Raw genomic sequence first — 18,423 nt, 5'->3', positions numbered from 1 at the left:
TTTTGCTACAACCTGAAAAAGCAATTCAAAAAAAAGCCCTATAAAAACACGACAGTCGCTAACACAAACTAAAATAGTACTAATGAAAAAAACTATGTTTCTCTTAAGTGCCCTTTTCCTATTATGCACATGTAGTAAAGATTCACCCCAAAACAGCATTTACGTTACCAATAGTCAAGAACTAAATACAGCCATATTAGATGCTGTACCAGGAGACTTGATTACACTAGCAAATGGTATTTGGAAAGATGTAGAAATCAATTTTAAAGGCACTGGAACGCAACAACTCCCCATAACATTACGCGCAGAAACACCCGGAAAAGTGTTTATAGAAGGTACATCTTACCTACATTTAGGTGGTGAATTTTTAGTGGTCGATGGTTTATATTTTAGAAATGGACATACACCAAAAAGTGCTATTATTAGATATATGATAGGCGAAGACCATGTGGCTTTTAACTGTAGAGTAACCAATACTATTATTGAAGATTTTACACAGCCTTCGCGTTTAAATAGCGACAGATGGATAGAATTTTTCGGAAAACACAATCAACTAGATCATTGTTATATTACAGGAAAATCTAATGATGGAGAAACCATTCGTGTATTTTTTACTGGTAACGAGCATATAAATACTCATCATCAAATTATAAATAATTATTTTGGTCCGCGTCCAAGAAAAGGAGGTCCTAGAGGAGAAACCATTCGTGTAGGTGATAGTAAAACACGCGTATCACCAGGCTATGTAAATGTATCAAACAATTATTTTGAAGCATGTAATGGTGAAGTTGAAATTATCTCGGATAAAACAAATTTCAATTCATATACTAACAATATATTTTATAAATGTGAAGGCTCGTTGGTATTAAGACATGGTAGTTATGCTACTGTTGATAGGAATATATTTATTGGTGGAGACGACTCCAATTTTTATGGAGGAATTCGTGTAGTAAATAGCGGGCATTGGATTACAAATAACTACTTCTATAAAATAAAAGGCAAAGAATTTAGAGCTCCACTTGCCATTATGAATGGTATTCCTATGACGCCTTTAAACCGCTATTTACAAGTATCAGACGTAGTTGTGGCTTTTAATACTTGGGTAGATTGTGAATCGACTTGGCAAATTGGTGTCGGACAAAATCTAAAAAGTGCAGATGTATTACCACCAAGCGAAATTCGTTCTGCACCTCCTATTCGATCTACTATTGCTAATAATATAATTTACAATACGCAAAAAAATAAAACGCCTTTTATAAACCATAGTGAAATGGATGGAATTGAATACGAAAAGAATGTTATAGATAATAATAGAAGTATCTATACAGACTTTAATGTTTTATTGAATATACCATTACACATGACCAAAATTAACGACTGGTTGTATGCTCCTGATGATGCTAAAAACAACATTTTAAACGATGTATTTTTGGGTTATGATTTCGCCAAGATAGATCATGATTTATTTGGAGTCTCTAGAGAAAAAAATAACCGTATTGGTGCTATAGTAGATCTTAACGCTGCCAAAAATTTTAAAATAGACAAATCTATTTACGGACCAAAATGGTTTACTCCAAAACAAGAGAAAAAGGAATCTAAAATTCTAATGGCTACGGCTGCTGAAGGTGATTTATCTAAAAAAATTGCAACAGCTAAAGACGGAGATATTATAGAATTAACAGCTTCACTATATACCTTAACTTCACCTTTAAGCATAGATAAAGACATAACCATTCGTGCTAAAGACTCAACAGCTCCACCAAAATTAGTATACACCGGAAACACCAATACGCCAGCCTTTAAAATGCATCCAAAGGGAATACTCCATCTAGAGCATATTAACCTAAAAGGAAACGACGCAAACATTGCATTCGCACCATTGCGAGAGAATATGAAATCGGCTTATAATATATATGTTCATGGTTGTACAATTACCAATTTTAATTACATTTTAAAAGCTTATAAAGCCACATTTGCAGATAACATTTCTATAATAAACACAACTTTTAAAGACTGTAAAAACGGATTAGAATTAGCAGCAGAAGATGAAGGAAACTATAATGCAGAACTGGTAACTATAAATCATTGTGAATTTATAAATGTACACGATAATGTCATTAACTTTCTTCGAGACGGGTACGACGAGACTACCATTGGCGGTATTTTAACAGTAAGTAACAGTAGCTTTACAAACTCCGGAAACAACACAGGCAATGGTATTTTACTACAAACTAAAGGTATTGTAAATGTAGAGTTAGCAGACAATACCTTTACTAACAATCCTGTAACACATGTGGCCGTATTATGGGGCAAAAAAAATAATCACGAAACAAATAATACCATTTTAAATTCTGGAACTATTAAAGTTGAAGACCAACTGAAACTTAAAATTTTGTATTAGGAAAATAAAATTTCAAATTTATCTTATTAGCACACAACCGTCACACTGAACTTGTTTCAGGGTCGCATTATTATGTTAAAATACAGCTGATTAAATGGTTCTTAGTTTTTTATAAAATGTTATATTTAAAGTTATTAATCAATTAATACTAAATGACACATTTTGAACCAACAAAGAATAAAATTTTCTTTGGAAACACAGATAAGTTAGCTGATTGGATAGCTGAAGATTTAGACCAAGGAAAAATCATTGATAAAATTAAATTAATGCTGAAGAATTATCTTGAATTAGATAATGTTAGTTTTCTTTTTGGTTCAGGTACTTCAATTCATTTAGGTGCAGTAGCTATTCGTAATTTCCCAATAGAAGTAGAAAATTATATTAAAAAGGAGTTTGATTTAATTAATGATACTGATACATACAAATGTCTCCTTTCTGTTATTAAAGAACTACAAACTGATTTTTTAAAAGAAGGAAAAGGTAATCTAATTTCTGGAACTCAAACTTTTGAAGATAAAAGAAAATGGAAATTTAAAATAGAATCTGATATAGTACGTGATTTAGAATCTAATGAAATAGCTATTGAATATGAAAAGGTTTTGAATTATTTAATAGCTAAAGATTTTGTACTTTCTTTAGATAAAAGTCAGATTAGAACAGATAAAATTTCAGAACTAATTACCGCTATAAAAGAGGGGTTATTTTTAGTTTGTGATGTTGACAAAAGAAAAATACCCACATCTGAACTTAGAAAAATAATTAAAAGAGATAAGAAAAAGTCATTTAAAAATGCATTAAAAAATAAATACTACTACCATGAAATGTTTCTTAAAGCTCTTCTTCAAAGACCATTAAATCTAAAACGAGCAAATATCTTTACTGCAAACTATGATTTAGCTTTTGAATATGCTTTTGATAAGCTTGGTGTTCATTATATCGATGGTTTTTCTGGATTTCATAAAAGATACTTTAAGCCAGAAACATTTGAATATGACATTTTTTATCCAGGCTCTACTACTTCTGGAAAAATACAAAGAATAGAAAAAGTAGTAAAATATTATAAATTGCATGGATCATTATCTTGGGTTAATTCAGAATATAGAGATGCTAATAATCTTTATGGAATTGAAGAAAAACCTTTAGAATTAATAGATTCCCTAAAGAAAAAAGGGGAAATAATAATCTACCCTTCTGCTGTTAAAAAATCATATACTCTTGACTTGCCTTACTCAGAACTTTTTAGACAGTTTGCCTCAACTATAACTCAATCTCAATCGGTTTTACTTACAGTTGGCTACTCATTTGGTGACGAGCATTTTAATGATATTATTTATCAGGCTTTATCAAACCCAACCTTTACTCTTATTGTAGTTGATTTTCAAGGTACACAAAATGAATATATCAAAAAATTAAAAGATCTTAATGACCCAAGAATAATCATATTAGAAGGTGAATTTTTTGGAGACTTTTTAACTTTCTCAGATACATTAATGCCAAATTTCAATAATATCGACAATAACGAAAAAGTTGCAAATACATTAAATGAATTGTTGAGAACAAAAACTTCTAAAGTTGAACCAACTAAAGACAAAGAATAATGAGTGAAAGAAGTATTGGAAAAGTAATTTCTGTTGATAGTTTTAGAGCTTATATTCGTCTTGATGATGATTTAAAAAGTCTTTATAAAAGTGGTTATGAAGATATCTTTGAAGTAGCTAGAATTAATTCCTACGTAATTATTCCAATTGGCTCTGATAAAATTGTAGCTATGGTTACAAGTGTTAGGTCTATTGATGAAACTGAAATCGAAAAAAATAAGGAAGCTATATTCTTAACCAAATCCGCAAGATATTTGGTAGCAACAATGATTGGAACAATTGAAAATAGCGGAAAATATATTCAAGGAGTTTACAACTATCCTATTCTTGACAATCCTGTTTGGTATGTTACAAGTCAAGACTTGGATAATATTTTTGACCAAAAGAAGAAAGAAGGCTCAGAAAAAATAAATTTTGATGATGATTACTACTTACCTATTGGAACATCTCCTTCGTTTTCAGATTATAAAATAAAAATAAATCCTGATAAATTTTTCGGTAAACATGCAGCAATATTGGGAAATACAGGCTCTGGTAAGTCATGTACATTTGCTTCTATTATTCAAAGCATGTTTGATTTTGACTATAATGGGAAAAAGCTCAAAAATGCTCACATTATAATATTTGACACAAACGGAGAATATAAACAAGCTTTTCAAGGAACAAAAGAAAATCCATATAAGAACCTGGAATTAGTTAATCCATTTCATATTGATAAAGATGGAATGAAAGTTCCTTTTTGGTTTATGAATTTTGCTGATTTTGATTACCTCTTTGAACCGACTTCAGGTACACAAGCTCCTGTTTTGAAACATGCGTTAGGGTTAGCAAAAAACCAAACGGTTTCAATTAGTCAAAAACTAATACCACAAGCCTATATATCAAAATTAGAAATAATTATTAACGAATGTGTTACCAATGATTTTAAAATAATTAATACGATTTATGAAGGTTTAGAGGATTTTGGTAAAGAGTTGGTTGAATTAGATACCGATTTTGATAAAACTAAAATATTGGATTCACTTAGAAATCTGATGAAAGAGAAGTCAAAAATAACTAAAACAAAAAATGATTATCTAAAAGGTAATATTAGCGCTGCTGTTTTAACCGAAAGTGCAAAAATCTTAAAAACTGAACTCTCTTTATATTATTCTTCAGCTAGAAAGGTTGAAGTAACTAAAGAACGTAATATTGATTTACCTATTTATTTCAATTTTCATGATTTACTAGAAAGTTTTTTTGATGAAGCAATTAGTGAACAAGAAAATTCCGGTAATAGATTAAGAGAATTCGTTTCAACTCTTAGGTTGAGATTGCAATCATACTTAAGTGATGAAAGAATTTCAAAACCACTACTTTTAAATGAAACAGAAGAAATCACAAATGCATTAGCAAAATTCATTTCATTTATTTTAGGAGATTTTTGTAAAGTTTATAACTCAACAGACACTGACTTATTTACCGAATCATATAAAACTAAATTAGGAAAAACTGATATAGAAAAGTTACAAGAAGCCAAATCTAGTCAAGTGACAATTATTGATATGTCTTTATTACCATTTGAGGTTTTAGAAACAATTACAGGTTTAATTGGACGACTTATTTTAGAATTTACATCTCGTTTACCTGAAAGAGGTAAATTACCAATGGTTATCGCATTAGAAGAAGCACAAAATTATATTCCTGAGAAAAACCGTAGTGATAGAGAATCTATAGCTAAAAAGGTCTTTGAACGAATTGCAAGAGAAGGTCGTAAATATGGAATTTCATTACTTGTTTCTAGTCAAAGACCTTCAGAATTATCTAAGACTGTATTATCCCAATGTAATTCATTTATTATACATAGACTTCAAAATCCAGAAGACCAAAAATATGTCCGGCAACTAGTTTCAGCTGCAAATGAGGATATTTTACAACAACTACCTATTTTACCACAACAACATGTTGTAGTTATGGGTGATGCTGTTAGAACACCAGTTCAAGCAAGAATGAATAATGCAAATCCAAGACCTAATAGCAATAATCCGAAATTTATAGAAAATTGGACAAAGGATTTTCAAAAAGACTTTCCTAATTATAAAAAAATTACAGAAGCTTGGGAAAAAGGAGAAAAATATGATTCTACTGATGATGAAGCAGATATTAAAGAATAAAAGACATCAATTAAATAAGCTTCCACATGAAAACAATCATCCTCCCCACGCAACCAAATACATATTAGTACATCTATAAAGAAACTAACCACATGAAAAAAATCATTTACCTTTCCATAATCACATTAATACTTTATAGTTGTTCAGAGTCTGACGACAGTATTTCTACTTCTGTAATAACAGGAAATTGGCAATGGCAAAGTGCATCTGGAGGTCTAACGGGCTCCACAGAAACTCCAGAAAGTACAGGCGAAAATAGAATGCTTATTATTACGGCAGACTCAATAGCAAGTTATCAAAATGAGGTTTTAAACTTTAAAACAGCTTACACTATTGAAAACCGAACCTCGGAACTTTTTAACGACACTCGAGAAATGCTAATTCAGGAGAATGGATTTAAACAAATTATAACTATTACTAACAACACACTTGTTCTCGTGGGCGATTGTTTTGACTGTTATTCGAACACATATATTTCAGAGTAAAGGAACCGCTAAAGTGTCTTAAAATGTTTTGTTTAGTTTTTATTTCCTAAATTGGTTATTTTCTACCAAAACTTCATCTAAAAAAATCAATCAACATACGTATGAAAAAAAAGCTACTTCTACTTATTTTAGCATCTTGTTTTTTAGTGAATTGTTCGGCTATAAAAAGATTAAAAACGGTTACACAAGGTGAAGTTAAACAAGATCAATATTTTGAAGAAATTCCGTTTAGATATGTTAAAAATCAGATTATTTTAGATGTATATATAGATGGAAAAAACTACCCTTTTATATTTGATACAGGAAATGATATAACAATGATAGATTATAGTATAATAGAATCTATTAATCTTAAATCTAATAACGTAAATGGAGATATTTCAGATGTTAATGGCATTAGTAAAGAGAGTACATATTACACTATAGCCGACCTAAAGATTGGAAATATCAATTTTCTAAATACAGGCGCATATACTTCAGATCTTTCTTATTTATATCAATTTTTAGGGAAAGATAATTACGTAGGAATTATAGGAAGTAATTTAATGAGAAAGGCAAAATGGCAAATAGATTATAAAAATAAAATCCTTAGAATTGCTAACAACATAGATGCATTTCATATTAGCCCTAATGCCTATAATTTTAACACAAAATCCGGAAAATACGGCGATGCAGAAATAAAAATCAAATTAAATACGTTTGAAGATCTGTTTACATTTGATACGGGATATAGCGGTAACATAAGTACTAAAACAGCTACTTTAAATACACTTAATACCATACCTTATATTTCTGCTACAGGTGTTAATAGTATAGGAGCCAATGGTATATTAACAAGTACTGATTACAGTGCTTTACTGGATTTAGAATTACTCGATAATTTAAAAATTAAAGACCAGCTGGTTACGTTTTCTGAAAATGGATCTAATATAATAGGTAACACTTTTTTTGAGCATTTTACAGTGACATTAGATTGGAGTAATGAAGTGTTTTATTTAGATCAAAACAAACCTATTAAGGCTAATATTATCTCTGAATACCAAGTGCTTTTTCATCCCAATTACTTAACTAATAAAATTATAGTTTATGGATATAAAAACGATTATCCATTAGAAAATCCTATAGAAATTGGTACACAAATACTAACCATAAATGGCGTAAATGTATCTGGATTAAACACAGAAGCGTTGTATAATTATTGGACTAAAAAAGATTTACCAGATACGTTTAGTATTGAAGTTGAAGATCATGAAAACATAAGGTCTATTACATTAACAAAAAAACAATTACTTCCAATGCAGCAATAATATAATTACTTGTCCTAGACACTAAAACGTGCTAATAAGAACTATTCCGTTTGTATTTATTACTTTAGTCTCTTTTTCAACACTTTTCATTAAATACAAAAGAGCGCCGTGAATATAAAAAGCATAATAGAAAATTGCTACAATCAAGTTAAAGAGATAGAAAATGAAGGCCATTTAGCAGCTTACATTCCTGAATTAGCAAATATAGATCCTGAAAAATTTGGAGTATACATTACCACCATGGACCAGAACGGATTTGGCATGGGAGATTGTTCTGAAAAATTCTCTATCCAAAGTATTGCTAAAGTGTTATCGTTAGTGATGGCTTATAGAATTTTAGGTAAAAAAATATGGGAACGTGTAGATGTAGAACCTTCTGGAAATGCCTTTAACTCGTTATTACAATTAGAAGTTGAAAACGGAATTCCTAGAAATCCGTTTATTAATGCGGGGGCTTTAGTTATTTCAGACATCTTGTTAACAGAATTAGATAACCCTAAAGCCGAATTTTTAGATTTTGTAAGACGAATTTCTAATAATCCAAACATTAAGTATAGCCGTAAAATTGCAGAATCCGAGAAAAAAGTAGGTTATAGGAATATCGCATTATGTAATTTTATTAAGTCTTTAGGAAATATAAATAATGAACCCGACGATGTACTAGATTTCTATTTTAACCTGTGCTCGTTAGAGATGAACTGCAAAGAACTTTCTGAACTTTTTTTATTCTTAGCAAACAACGGCTGTTGTACGTATAGCAAAGAAGAAATACTTACCGAACGTCAATCTAAACGTATAAATGCCCTAATGCAAACCTGCGGATTTTATGATGAGTCTGGTGAGTTTGCTTTTGAAGTTGGGCTACCAGGAAAAAGTGGTGTTGGCGGAGGTATTGTAGCGGTTCACCCCGATCAATACACCATTGTAGTATGGAGTCCTAAATTAAATAAGAACGGAAATTCTTTTAAAGGCATGAAATTTTTAGAAGCCTTTACTACAAAATCTAAACTCTCTATTTTTTAATAGTTTAATATAAACATAATAGACACGCAACCATTTTCATAAATTGTCATCTATAAATAAAAAACAATAATGAAAACTAAATTTGGAAACATTCTATTTGTCGTTTTATCAATATTATCACTAATTGCTTGTCAAAACGACGACGATAATATTAATGAAAATTTAAGCGGAAATTATACAGGATTGTTTACAGTAACGTATAGTGATGGTACTATTTTTTCTAACCCAGTAATGGTAAGTTTAAACACAAATAATACCTATGAATGTATTGGATATGATTACTATATTCCTGCAGTAGGAAGCGGGACTTATGAAACAAATACAACGACTATAAACTTTACAGATCAAAATATTTGGACTGCAGATTTTGATTGGAATTTAATACTAAATGGTACATATAATTATACAGTAACTAGAGATTCACTGTTATTATCTGCAAGTAAAAATAACGTTGGACTATATGAATACCAATTGGTTAAAACAGAATTAAATATAGAATAAACACCAATTAAAAAACCTTACTCAATGAGAAAAATTTATATAATATGTATACTAACTATGCTACTGTATTCTTGTAACACGGATGATGATGGTAATGGAGACACCTATAGTTACACCTATACAGAAAATAGTGAGTTAACAGTTATAACAGGAGAAGGTGACACATATATGAAATATGGGGTTGTAGAACCTGGTGATAAATTGGTATTCTTATACGAGTTTGTTGCTGAAACAGACAAAAATCTATCTGACGATGGTTATTTTGAATATATTAAATTCGAAATCGATCCTGAATTAGAGAGTTTCTCCTACTCCAATACCGAATTAATAACTACAGATTTAGTGTTAACACAAAGTTGTTTCTGTTATTTCCCTTATAGTGTAGCTAAAGATGTCGATCCTATAGGCACTATAAGTGGAGTAAAAACATCTAAAAACACATGGAATATTAATTTCAATTTAACATTTTATGGAGGTGTAAACATAACCAGTGAGGCAAAATATAGCCTAATCCCATAAAACAAGATGAAAATGTCTTTTATTTTTATTAACACTAACACTTTCAAACAACAAATATAATACACTAATTTACAACAGATAACAAAAAAAAAATTCACACGCTTTTAACGTTCGATTTAAAATATTAACTAGTATATACATTTTAAGATTAGGAAAGTCAAAAAAAAATATTGAAATTCGTGACGTGAAAACAGCGACATTACTTTTAGCGTTATTTCTAATTTTTAAACCACTAATCCCTTTAGTGGAATATGCTGCATTTTACGATTACATTAAAAATGAACTTTGTGTAAATAAAGAGACTCCAGAATTACAATGTAACGGAAAATGTCATTTAAAATCACAACTAGCAAAAGCGACAGATACTGAAAAGGGAAATAATGAAAAAGGGAACTCTATTTCATTCGAAAATTCATTAGTATTCTTTCAAGACACAACAATTAACTACATATTGTTCTTTCCTAAAAAGCAACAATTAAAAATAGACTCCTCTTATAACAAAATTTATAAGTTCAGTTATATGGGCTTTGTATTTCATCCACCACTCGTATAGTTTCAATATACAAATAGAAACTCCATAACTCATACTTGGTATTTTGCAAAACTTAGGTTTAGCAACGTGCTTGTATATGATTTTTTATGTCCACACATATAAAAAAATATAACCATTTGTTACAGCTTTAAAGTAGGTTAAATCTCTACTAAGCTTTCGTTGTGCATCTTATATGCGAGTATTCTATTTATATCTTGTAGCGACCTGATTGTGATTAAAATAATTGCATCAACCTAAAATAGAACTATCCTTTTTTTAATGTTTCAAAATAGAAAAGTTCCTCTATTTACGCTACTCTATTTTCAACAGTTTTTAATGAAACAGTCCATAAATAATGAAACGTTTACACTTTTTTGTAATCGTAATTTTCGTTGTGGTATCATCGTGTACCGTAGAGAAAACCGATTACGAAGCTGAATTAAGCACCGAAACGACCGAATATATAGAATACGAAAACGTAACATCTATAACTAGTGGAGATTACACCGTAAATCTGGAAGCCCTAAATGGAACACTTTATAAGGGATATAACGAAATTCATCTAAGCATAATAAACACAGTAACCAGTGAATCTTTGCAAGATGCAGAGGTGACATTTTTACCCATATTTACAGATGCTAATGGAAACACTTCATCTTGTCCGCATGCTTATAATTTAGAATATGATGCTACAGAAGACTATTATTCTGGATTTGCTGTATTTACAAGTGAAAGTGATACTACAGTAAGTTGGCAGTTATATATTAATTTTCAGGTCGATACTCAATCGTACGCTATTAATCAAACTATTACAGTTGAAGAACAGACCAATATGAATCTTAATATGACTGCCTTTACTGGAAGTGATAACGAGCACTATTTTATAGCCTTAGTGTCTCCGCAAAGTCCAGGTGTTGCAGAAAATAATTTGGTAGCTGGAATTTACAAATACAATCAGCCTACAGAAGCTGAAGGTACATTTCCAGATCTGTCGCAATATTCGTATTCAGCTGTGCAGGATTATACTCTATTATTAGACCCAAGAATGCCAGAAGCTTCTATGGGAAACCACTCGTCTCCGAATAATGAAGATTTAATTATGGAAAGTGATAGTTTATATCACGGTGTTGTGAATTACACCATGACAGGAAACTGGACCTTAAATTTTATACTTCAAAACGCAGAGGGAGAGACGTTAAAGGGTACAGAGGTTTCCACAGAATTTACACCAGGAATTGAAGGCGCTAAAAGTGACCTTTATATCGACATATTATTTTAAATATGAAACGAATAACTCTAATAATACTTGCATTAGGAACATTAGCAAATGCTCAGAATACGCCGATAAAAAAGGACAGTTCTAATGTGGTTTTAGATGAAGTTCTTGTTATCGCTGCTAAAAAAAACAAAATAGAAACAGCAATGAAAATGGCTGTTTCTGTAGATGAATTTTTGGCATCGTCAGATAACATTAGCTTTATTAAACGTGGTGCTTATGCGTGGGAACCGTTGCTTAATAATATGAGTACGGAACGCTCGACAGTAACTATAGATGGAATGCATATTTTTGGGGCCTGTACAGATAAAATGGATCCGGTAACATCTTATGTTGAAAGTAATAACTTGTCTGATATTGATGTAAAATCTGGTCAAGAAGGCAGCATGCATGGTGCAACCGTAGCTGGAAGTATAGATTTAAAACGAAAAAGCACAGCTTTCGCGTTAGGGCAAACATGGAATGGCGCTTATCAATCTGGTTTTGAATTTAATAACAATCAATTTTTTAATCTTGGAAATGTATCATATTCAAGTGACAAACTAGTTGCAGACGGTAGTATTTCGTATCGTAAAGCAAAAAATTATACCGATGGAAACACAGATGAAGTAGAACATTCTCAATACGAAAAATTCAATACATCTTTGGGTATTGCATACAAAACAACAAACTTGTCATCGGTGCGTGTAGATGCCATTTTTGATAAAGCTGAAGATGTGGGCTATCCTGCATTACCTATGGACTTATCACTCTCTAGAGCATTAATAACCTCTGTAACTTACAAACAATTTTTTGAAGATAAGCTTATAAAAGTTTGGGATACTAAAGTGTATTTTAATACCATAGAACATTATATGGATGATACTACACGACCAGAGAATTTGGTACATATGGATATGCCTGGATGGAGTACAACTTATGGTTTATTATCTAAAGTGAATCTAAAAAAAGAAAATTATTCATCAGAAATACAAATTAATGCGTACGACAATTTATCTATAGCAGAAATGCGTATGTATCCTCAAGACCGAAGCGAAACTACCATGTTTGCATATAGTTGGCCTTGGGTAACCACGCGTTATGCTGGACTTTCTATAAGTAACTCATGGGACATTTCAGAAAAGAGTCAGTTAAATTTTGGAGGAACTTTAGGTCTGAATTACAATTATTCAAAATACATAGAATTCAATTGGATTTTTCATCCGGGAGCTTCACAAGAAAAGACACGTTTTTTACCAAATTTATATGCGAGTTATCAATTTAACGCTAGCGGATTTGAATCTTCTATTGGTGGTGGATATGGCCATAGAGCACCTTCTGTTTCCGAAGGTTATGGCTATTATATCTATAACAGTTTTGATCGCTACGATTACATTGGAGATCCTGATTTAGAAAATGAAATTTCTTATGAGGCTAATGCAAGTGCTGGTTTTAAAAACAAAAAAGGAAGTATTAAAGCACAAGTCAACTATTTCTATATTCAGAATTACATTATAGGGAGAATTTTAAGTCAGGGCAGTCCAATGAATTATCAATCGGTTGGGGTAAAAGGTTACACGTCTTTGGACCATGCTACATTATTCAATTTTTCAATGCATGCCAACTACTCTATTCTGAACAATTTACATTGGAAAGGAACCTTAACTTATGCACGTGGTTTAGATGAAAATAAAAACAATTTACCCTTTATTCGCCCTTTAAGTTATCAGACTTCTTTGCATTATTCGTATCAAAAAATCGGTTTTAGAACATCTTTTAATGGCGATTTAAAACAAATTGATTACAGTCCAGAATACGGAGAAGATGAGACACCATCTTACACCAATTGGAACATCTCTGCAGATTACACATTTTATATTAAAAATTACAAAACAGTATTCCAGATTGGTGCAGAAAATGTGTTTAACGAATACTATAGCACCTATGCAGACTGGGGAAATATTCCGAGAATGGGTCGTAATATTTTTACATCGTTAAAAATAGACCTATAAAAATTAACCAAAAAAATAACTATTAATAATTAAATAAAAAAAATGAAAAATTTAAAAAATTACCTTTTAATAGCCATAATACCATTAGCAATTATGTCTTGTAGTGACGACGATATTCCTGTAGCAAACAATGTGATTTTAGAATTTAACAATACGTTTGAAGGTACAACTATTGTATTAGGAGATGAAACAGATACAGATGCAACAGTAAACACATCAGACGCTGGACAAGTACACCACTTTTCTGAATTAAAATATGTAATTAGTAACATTCGATTAATTAAAGAAGACGGAACAGAAATTCCTTATAATGTTAACGATTTAGATAACGGTGCAACAATTGTAAACCAATCTAAAACAGAAACGTTAGAATATGTTTTAAGCGATATTCCAACAGCAAATTACAGCCAAATTAAATTTGGATTAGGTGTAAAATCAGAATTAAATACTTTAGACCAAGTAAGTTTCCCTAATTTTTATGATGCAGCAGGAGAAAACGATACTGAAATGCATTGGGAATGGGGAACAGGATATCGTTTTACTAAAATAGAAGGTTTTTACGATACAGATAACAAAGAATTATCTTTCCATTCTGGTAGCACTGTTGAAGGTACTGTAGATGATGAAAGTACTTACACCCAAGGTGTAGATGCATACAGAGATATTACTTTAAACCTTACTACAGCTGCTATAGTTGGAGAAAATGCACCTACAATTAAAATCGAAGCAGATTTTGATTATTTATTAAGTGGAAATAGCTACACCATCACTTTAGTTACGACTAGTGATATTACAAATAATGCAACACCAAGTGCACATACAGCAACAGAAATGACAAAGTTTGTAGACAATATTGGTGGTAATGGTAGTGATGATATTACAGGTATGTTTTCTATTACAGCTGTAGAAAACTAAATAAAAAACACACTAAATAAGAGTCGGTTTTGGTAAAACATATAACCGACTCTTTTAATTGCATTCAAACACATTTTTAATATGAAACATATAATAAGAACGGTCGCTATACTATTGGTGTTCACATCATGTAATAAAGATGATTCTGAATACGTTTCTTATAATAATCCTGAAGTTTCATTAGATATTCCTATTAACTTTCCTGAATTAAATAGTTCGTTTTATACCAACATACCTACGTTATATGGTGTAGAATTAGGTGAAAAATTATTTAATGATACTAAATTAAGTGCAGATAATACCATTTCGTGTGCAAGTTGCCATATACAAGAACATGCCTTTGCAGATCACAATGCAATAGGAATTGGTATTGAAGGACGACTTGGACTTCGTAACCCACCTCCTATTCAAAATATGGCATTTATGCAAGTGTATAATTGGGTTGGAAATAAACTACAGTTAGAAGCACAGCCGTTAGTACCTATAATAACACATGAAGAAATGGACTCGTCTATACTAGAAGTAATTGGTAAAATTGAAACCGACAAAGATTATATTACATTATTCAATAAGGCTTTTAATGGTGAAGGCATTACTGCAGATGGTATATATAACAGTATAGCACAATATGAATACAGCTTGATTTCTGCCAACAGTAAATACGATAAAGTGCAAAATGGAGAAGAAGAAACGTTTACCGAAGCAGAAGCTTTAGGATATGCCGTTTTTCAGGAAAAATGTATTAGTTGTCACAGCACAGAACTTTTTACCGATCAAAGTTTTAGAAATATAGGATTTCCTTTAAACCCTGATAACGAAGAAGCTGGACGCGCTAGAGTAACAGGTGAAATAGATGATTATATGAGTTTTCGTGTACCATCGTTAAGAAATATTGAATATACAGCACCTTACGGAAGTTTTGGTCAGTTTAAAACCCTTGAAGAGGTTCTGGATTATTTAGATACTGGTGTTTTAGAAGCCGATAATTTAGATCCGATTTTGAAAGATAATGACAATAGGATTCCACTTACAGATACAGAAAAAAACAATCTTATTTCATTTTTAAAAACACTAAGCGATGAGAAGTTTGTTGGACTTTAATATAAAGCATACCATTATATTAAGAAATAGCAACAACCATTAATAGATTTCAAAAAGTAAAAAATTAAGCCTTAAAATATAAAACACCTTTCTAATAAAATTTGGGAAGGTGTTTTTTTGGCACTACTATTGTCATACAGTTATAATCATTACATTTCCATAATTATGAAAAGAACACTACTTATCCTATTTATAACATTTAACGTTATAGCATGTAATACCGCTAAACAGGTTGAAAAAGCTATCTATTCTGGCGATTACGATTATGCTATAAATACAGCAATCGAGAAACTTAAAGCCAATAAATCTGAAAAGCGTACAACAGAATATGTTTACATGCTTGGAGATGCTTTTACAAAGGCAGAATCTAGAGATTTAAGCAGGATTGATTATCTTAAAAAAGATAATAATCCAGATAACTATCAAGAAATTTTTGATTTATATACGACTTTAAATGCACGACAAGAAGCCATAAAACCACTTTTACCACTAACGGCTAATGGAAAAAAAACAACTTTTCATTTTATAGATTATAATGAGGTAATTATCAATTCTAAAAACAATTTGTCAGGTTACATCTATGCAAGTAGTGTAAGATTGCTCGATTCTAAAAATAAAGCAGACATTCGTCAAGCCTACGATAATCTAACCTATTTAAATACAATATCTCCTAATTATAAAAACACTTATCAACTTATAGGCGACGCACAAATACGGGGTATCGATTATATTTTAGTAACTATAAACAACCAAACCAATCAAATTATTCCAAATCGTTTACAAAACAGCCTACTTAATTTTAATACATATGGCTTAGACAAACAATGGAGTGTTTACCATGCCAAAAAAATTAAAAACACCACTTACGACTATACCATGCAACTTAATTTAAAGCAAATTAATATATCACCAGAACGTATTAATGAACGTGAAATTTTAAGAGAGAAAAAAATTATAGATGGTTCAAGTTACAAGAAAGATAGAAAAGGAAATCCTATTAAAGATAGTCTTGGTAATTATATAAAAGTAGATAAAATTATAGATGTTAGATACCATTATATAGAATCTGTACAAGTTAAAGAAGCACGAATTTTAGCAAATGTGGTGTATGTAGATTTAAAAACGAATCAAATTATAGATAGTTTTCCTATAGATAGTGGGTTTATCTTTGAAAACATATATGCAACAAATTACCGTAAAAGTAAAAATAACCAAAACGACGAACGTGCCTTAAATAAAGAAGATCGTATTCTTTTAAGTAAAAGACTGATACCATTTCCTAGCAACGAACAGATGGTTTTTGATACTGGTGAAGATTTAAAGCTTCAGCTAAAAGAAATAATAAAGAATTTTAATTCATATTAAAAATTCAAGAAATTAAACACTTAAAATTTACAGCTAATTTATAATACATCAATAATCTTAAAAATTATGTCAAACAATTTCAAAATTTAGATACAACATATTATTCTAGTACTGTATTACAATTGCAAAAAGATTTATTAAATTTAATATTTAAAACTAAAATACATTTAAATGGAAAACTCTCATTCCGAATTAATTAAAAAAATTGCACAAGAATTAGACTGTGGCAGTACTTGTTATTACAATCCTAAAACAGGAGACATTATTGGGATTCCAAATTTTTTAAACTTTCCTGAAGACGATGAGTTTCAGGAACATTTTAAAGACGAATTAGAAGCGGTAGAGAAAAATAAAGACGTTTTAGTAAAAATAGATGTTTTAGAAAGCGTACAATCTTTTGAGATTATGGAACAATTTACAGACCAAATAGCAGACAAGCAATTTCAATTAGAGTTGAAAGGTATTTTAAATAAAAAGAAACCCTTTCAGAATTTTAAATATGCTATAGATCAATCTGATTTTAGAGCATCTTGGTTTGCATTTAAAAATACACAGGTAGAAAAAATAGTAGAAAATCAATTAAACAACATAGACTAAAATCTGTATTTAATTAAATGAATCTATTATTTAACTGTTACATATTGGTCTTTTTAATTAGCGCAGGCGTATCTACAAACAGCTATGCACAAACCGTAAAAAAGATTGAAAAGGAAACAGATAAAGCTATTATTTGGACTACAGACAGGAAATTAAAACTCACCGATTTCCAAGGTGATATTGATTCTACATCTACAAAAAAAGCATTAACAGGTGCTAATATTATTATTGTTCCCTACGCCTATAAAAATGGTGTTTATGAATATTGTGTTTTAGCAAAATTCCATAAAGATCTCTCATGGATAAACACAGATAATGTTCATATAATAAATCACGAACAATTACATTTTGATATTGCAGAATTATATGCAAGAAAAATGAGACGGGAAATTCAGGCTAAAAAACACAAAGTTGGTCAAATATTAGAATCTGATTATAGACGTATTCATAAAAATTTATTTCAATCATACATTCAATTTCAAATGCGTTATGATTCTCATACAGGTCATTCCACAAACCTAGAAGAACAACAAAGATGGCATGGTATTATTGCTGAAGAATTACATAAATTAGATGATTTTAATCTTAATTTATAAGAAACTTGCTCAGTAAAAACAAACTTGTTTTTTAAATAAAAGTGGTATTAGCTAATAAAACAG

Annotated in this window: 16 protein-coding genes; all 16 read left to right on the top strand. The window is 30.5% G+C overall.

Going from position 1 to position 18,423, the window contains the following annotated elements:
- Positions 1 to 82 precede the first annotated feature (82 nt).
- The 16 genes from Q1B05_RS07475 (at position 83) to Q1B05_RS07400 (ending at position 18,360) form a co-directional block, all read left to right on the top strand.
- Positions 83 to 2,401, top strand: coding sequence for a chondroitinase-B domain-containing protein (locus Q1B05_RS07475; protein WP_299779209.1), 2,319 nt, complete (start codon positions 83 to 85; stop codon positions 2,399 to 2,401).
- Positions 2,402 to 2,553: 152 nt separating this feature from the next.
- Positions 2,554 to 3,999 (top strand): SIR2 family protein, encoded by a 1,446-nt coding sequence (locus Q1B05_RS07470; RefSeq protein WP_299779207.1) that lies wholly within the window; start codon positions 2,554 to 2,556, stop codon positions 3,997 to 3,999.
- Complete coding sequence (locus Q1B05_RS07465) at positions 3,999 to 6,152, top strand: DUF87 domain-containing protein (protein WP_299779205.1); 2,154 nt, start codon at positions 3,999 to 4,001, stop codon at positions 6,150 to 6,152. Before Q1B05_RS07470 ends, Q1B05_RS07465 begins: the two co-directional genes overlap by 1 nt.
- 92 nt (positions 6,153 to 6,244) lie before the next feature.
- Positions 6,245 to 6,637 carry a hypothetical protein gene (locus Q1B05_RS07460; RefSeq protein ID WP_299779203.1) on the top strand — a complete coding sequence of 131 codons (393 nt, stop codon included), beginning with the start codon at positions 6,245 to 6,247 and terminating at the stop codon, positions 6,635 to 6,637.
- A 101-nt stretch (positions 6,638 to 6,738) separates the two neighbouring features.
- The gene (locus tag Q1B05_RS07455; RefSeq protein WP_299779201.1) at positions 6,739 to 7,944 is read left to right on the top strand and encodes a retropepsin-like aspartic protease; all 1,206 of its coding nucleotides are present in this window, start codon (positions 6,739 to 6,741) and stop codon (positions 7,942 to 7,944) included.
- Positions 7,945 to 8,052: 108 nt separating this feature from the next.
- A complete protein-coding gene (locus tag Q1B05_RS07450; RefSeq protein ID WP_299779199.1) occupies positions 8,053 to 8,967 on the top strand; it encodes a glutaminase in 915 nt (304 codons plus the stop codon).
- Positions 8,968 to 9,036: 69 nt separating this feature from the next.
- Positions 9,037 to 9,468 carry a hypothetical protein gene (locus tag Q1B05_RS07445; RefSeq protein WP_299779197.1) on the top strand — a complete coding sequence of 144 codons (432 nt, stop codon included), beginning with the start codon at positions 9,037 to 9,039 and terminating at the stop codon, positions 9,466 to 9,468.
- Positions 9,469 to 9,492: 24 nt separating this feature from the next.
- On the top strand, positions 9,493 to 9,987 hold the full coding sequence (locus Q1B05_RS07440) for a hypothetical protein (protein WP_299779195.1): 495 nt from the start codon (positions 9,493 to 9,495) through the stop codon (positions 9,985 to 9,987).
- A gap of 184 nt (positions 9,988 to 10,171) precedes the next feature.
- A complete protein-coding gene (locus tag Q1B05_RS07435) occupies positions 10,172 to 10,540 on the top strand; it encodes a hypothetical protein (RefSeq protein ID WP_299779193.1) in 369 nt (122 codons plus the stop codon).
- Positions 10,541 to 10,874: 334 nt separating this feature from the next.
- On the top strand, positions 10,875 to 11,798 hold the full coding sequence (locus tag Q1B05_RS07430) for a hypothetical protein (protein WP_299779191.1): 924 nt from the start codon (positions 10,875 to 10,877) through the stop codon (positions 11,796 to 11,798).
- Positions 11,799 to 11,800: 2 nt separating this feature from the next.
- Positions 11,801 to 13,786 (top strand): TonB-dependent receptor, encoded by a 1,986-nt coding sequence (locus tag Q1B05_RS07425; RefSeq protein WP_299779189.1) that lies wholly within the window; start codon positions 11,801 to 11,803, stop codon positions 13,784 to 13,786.
- A gap of 42 nt (positions 13,787 to 13,828) precedes the next feature.
- A complete protein-coding gene (locus Q1B05_RS07420) occupies positions 13,829 to 14,701 on the top strand; it encodes an MbnP family protein (RefSeq protein WP_299779187.1) in 873 nt (290 codons plus the stop codon).
- A gap of 81 nt (positions 14,702 to 14,782) precedes the next feature.
- The gene (locus tag Q1B05_RS07415; protein ID WP_299779185.1) at positions 14,783 to 15,802 is read left to right on the top strand and encodes a cytochrome c peroxidase; all 1,020 of its coding nucleotides are present in this window, start codon (positions 14,783 to 14,785) and stop codon (positions 15,800 to 15,802) included.
- A 165-nt stretch (positions 15,803 to 15,967) separates the two neighbouring features.
- A complete protein-coding gene (locus Q1B05_RS07410) occupies positions 15,968 to 17,167 on the top strand; it encodes a hypothetical protein (protein ID WP_299779183.1) in 1,200 nt (399 codons plus the stop codon).
- A 171-nt stretch (positions 17,168 to 17,338) separates the two neighbouring features.
- Positions 17,339 to 17,764 (top strand): UPF0158 family protein, encoded by a 426-nt coding sequence (locus tag Q1B05_RS07405; RefSeq protein ID WP_299779181.1) that lies wholly within the window; start codon positions 17,339 to 17,341, stop codon positions 17,762 to 17,764.
- Between the two features lie 17 nt (positions 17,765 to 17,781).
- On the top strand, positions 17,782 to 18,360 hold the full coding sequence (locus tag Q1B05_RS07400; protein WP_299779179.1) for a hypothetical protein: 579 nt from the start codon (positions 17,782 to 17,784) through the stop codon (positions 18,358 to 18,360).
- Positions 18,361 to 18,423 lie beyond the last annotated feature (63 nt).

Origin of the sequence: uncultured Formosa sp. (assembly GCF_947500765.1) — a bacterium.
GTDB lineage: Bacteria > Bacteroidota > Bacteroidia > Flavobacteriales > Flavobacteriaceae > Formosa.
Note: the sequence above shows the minus strand (reverse complement) of the source record. Positions and strands in the feature narration are given on the sequence as shown.

Bases quoted from the DNA above. Each gene is read 5' to 3' on its own strand.
- Q1B05_RS07475 (WP_299779209.1), top strand. From the start codon at position 83: ATGAAAAAAACTATGTTTCTCTTAAGTGCCCTTTTCCTATTATGCACA.
- Q1B05_RS07470 (WP_299779207.1), top strand. From the start codon at position 2,554: ATGACACATTTTGAACCAACAAAGAATAAAATTTTCTTTGGAAACACA.
- Q1B05_RS07465 (WP_299779205.1), top strand. From the start codon at position 3,999: ATGAGTGAAAGAAGTATTGGAAAAGTAATTTCTGTTGATAGTTTTAGA.
- Q1B05_RS07460 (WP_299779203.1), top strand. From the start codon at position 6,245: ATGAAAAAAATCATTTACCTTTCCATAATCACATTAATACTTTATAGT.
- Q1B05_RS07455 (WP_299779201.1), top strand. From the start codon at position 6,739: ATGAAAAAAAAGCTACTTCTACTTATTTTAGCATCTTGTTTTTTAGTG.
- Q1B05_RS07445 (WP_299779197.1), top strand. From the start codon at position 9,037: ATGAAAACTAAATTTGGAAACATTCTATTTGTCGTTTTATCAATATTA.
- Q1B05_RS07440 (WP_299779195.1), top strand. From the start codon at position 9,493: ATGAGAAAAATTTATATAATATGTATACTAACTATGCTACTGTATTCT.
- Q1B05_RS07430 (WP_299779191.1), top strand. From the start codon at position 10,875: ATGAAACGTTTACACTTTTTTGTAATCGTAATTTTCGTTGTGGTATCA.
- Q1B05_RS07425 (WP_299779189.1), top strand. From the start codon at position 11,801: ATGAAACGAATAACTCTAATAATACTTGCATTAGGAACATTAGCAAAT.
- Q1B05_RS07420 (WP_299779187.1), top strand. From the start codon at position 13,829: ATGAAAAATTTAAAAAATTACCTTTTAATAGCCATAATACCATTAGCA.
- Q1B05_RS07415 (WP_299779185.1), top strand. From the start codon at position 14,783: ATGAAACATATAATAAGAACGGTCGCTATACTATTGGTGTTCACATCA.
- Q1B05_RS07410 (WP_299779183.1), top strand. From the start codon at position 15,968: ATGAAAAGAACACTACTTATCCTATTTATAACATTTAACGTTATAGCA.
- Q1B05_RS07405 (WP_299779181.1), top strand. From the start codon at position 17,339: ATGGAAAACTCTCATTCCGAATTAATTAAAAAAATTGCACAAGAATTA.
- Q1B05_RS07400 (WP_299779179.1), top strand. From the start codon at position 17,782: ATGAATCTATTATTTAACTGTTACATATTGGTCTTTTTAATTAGCGCA.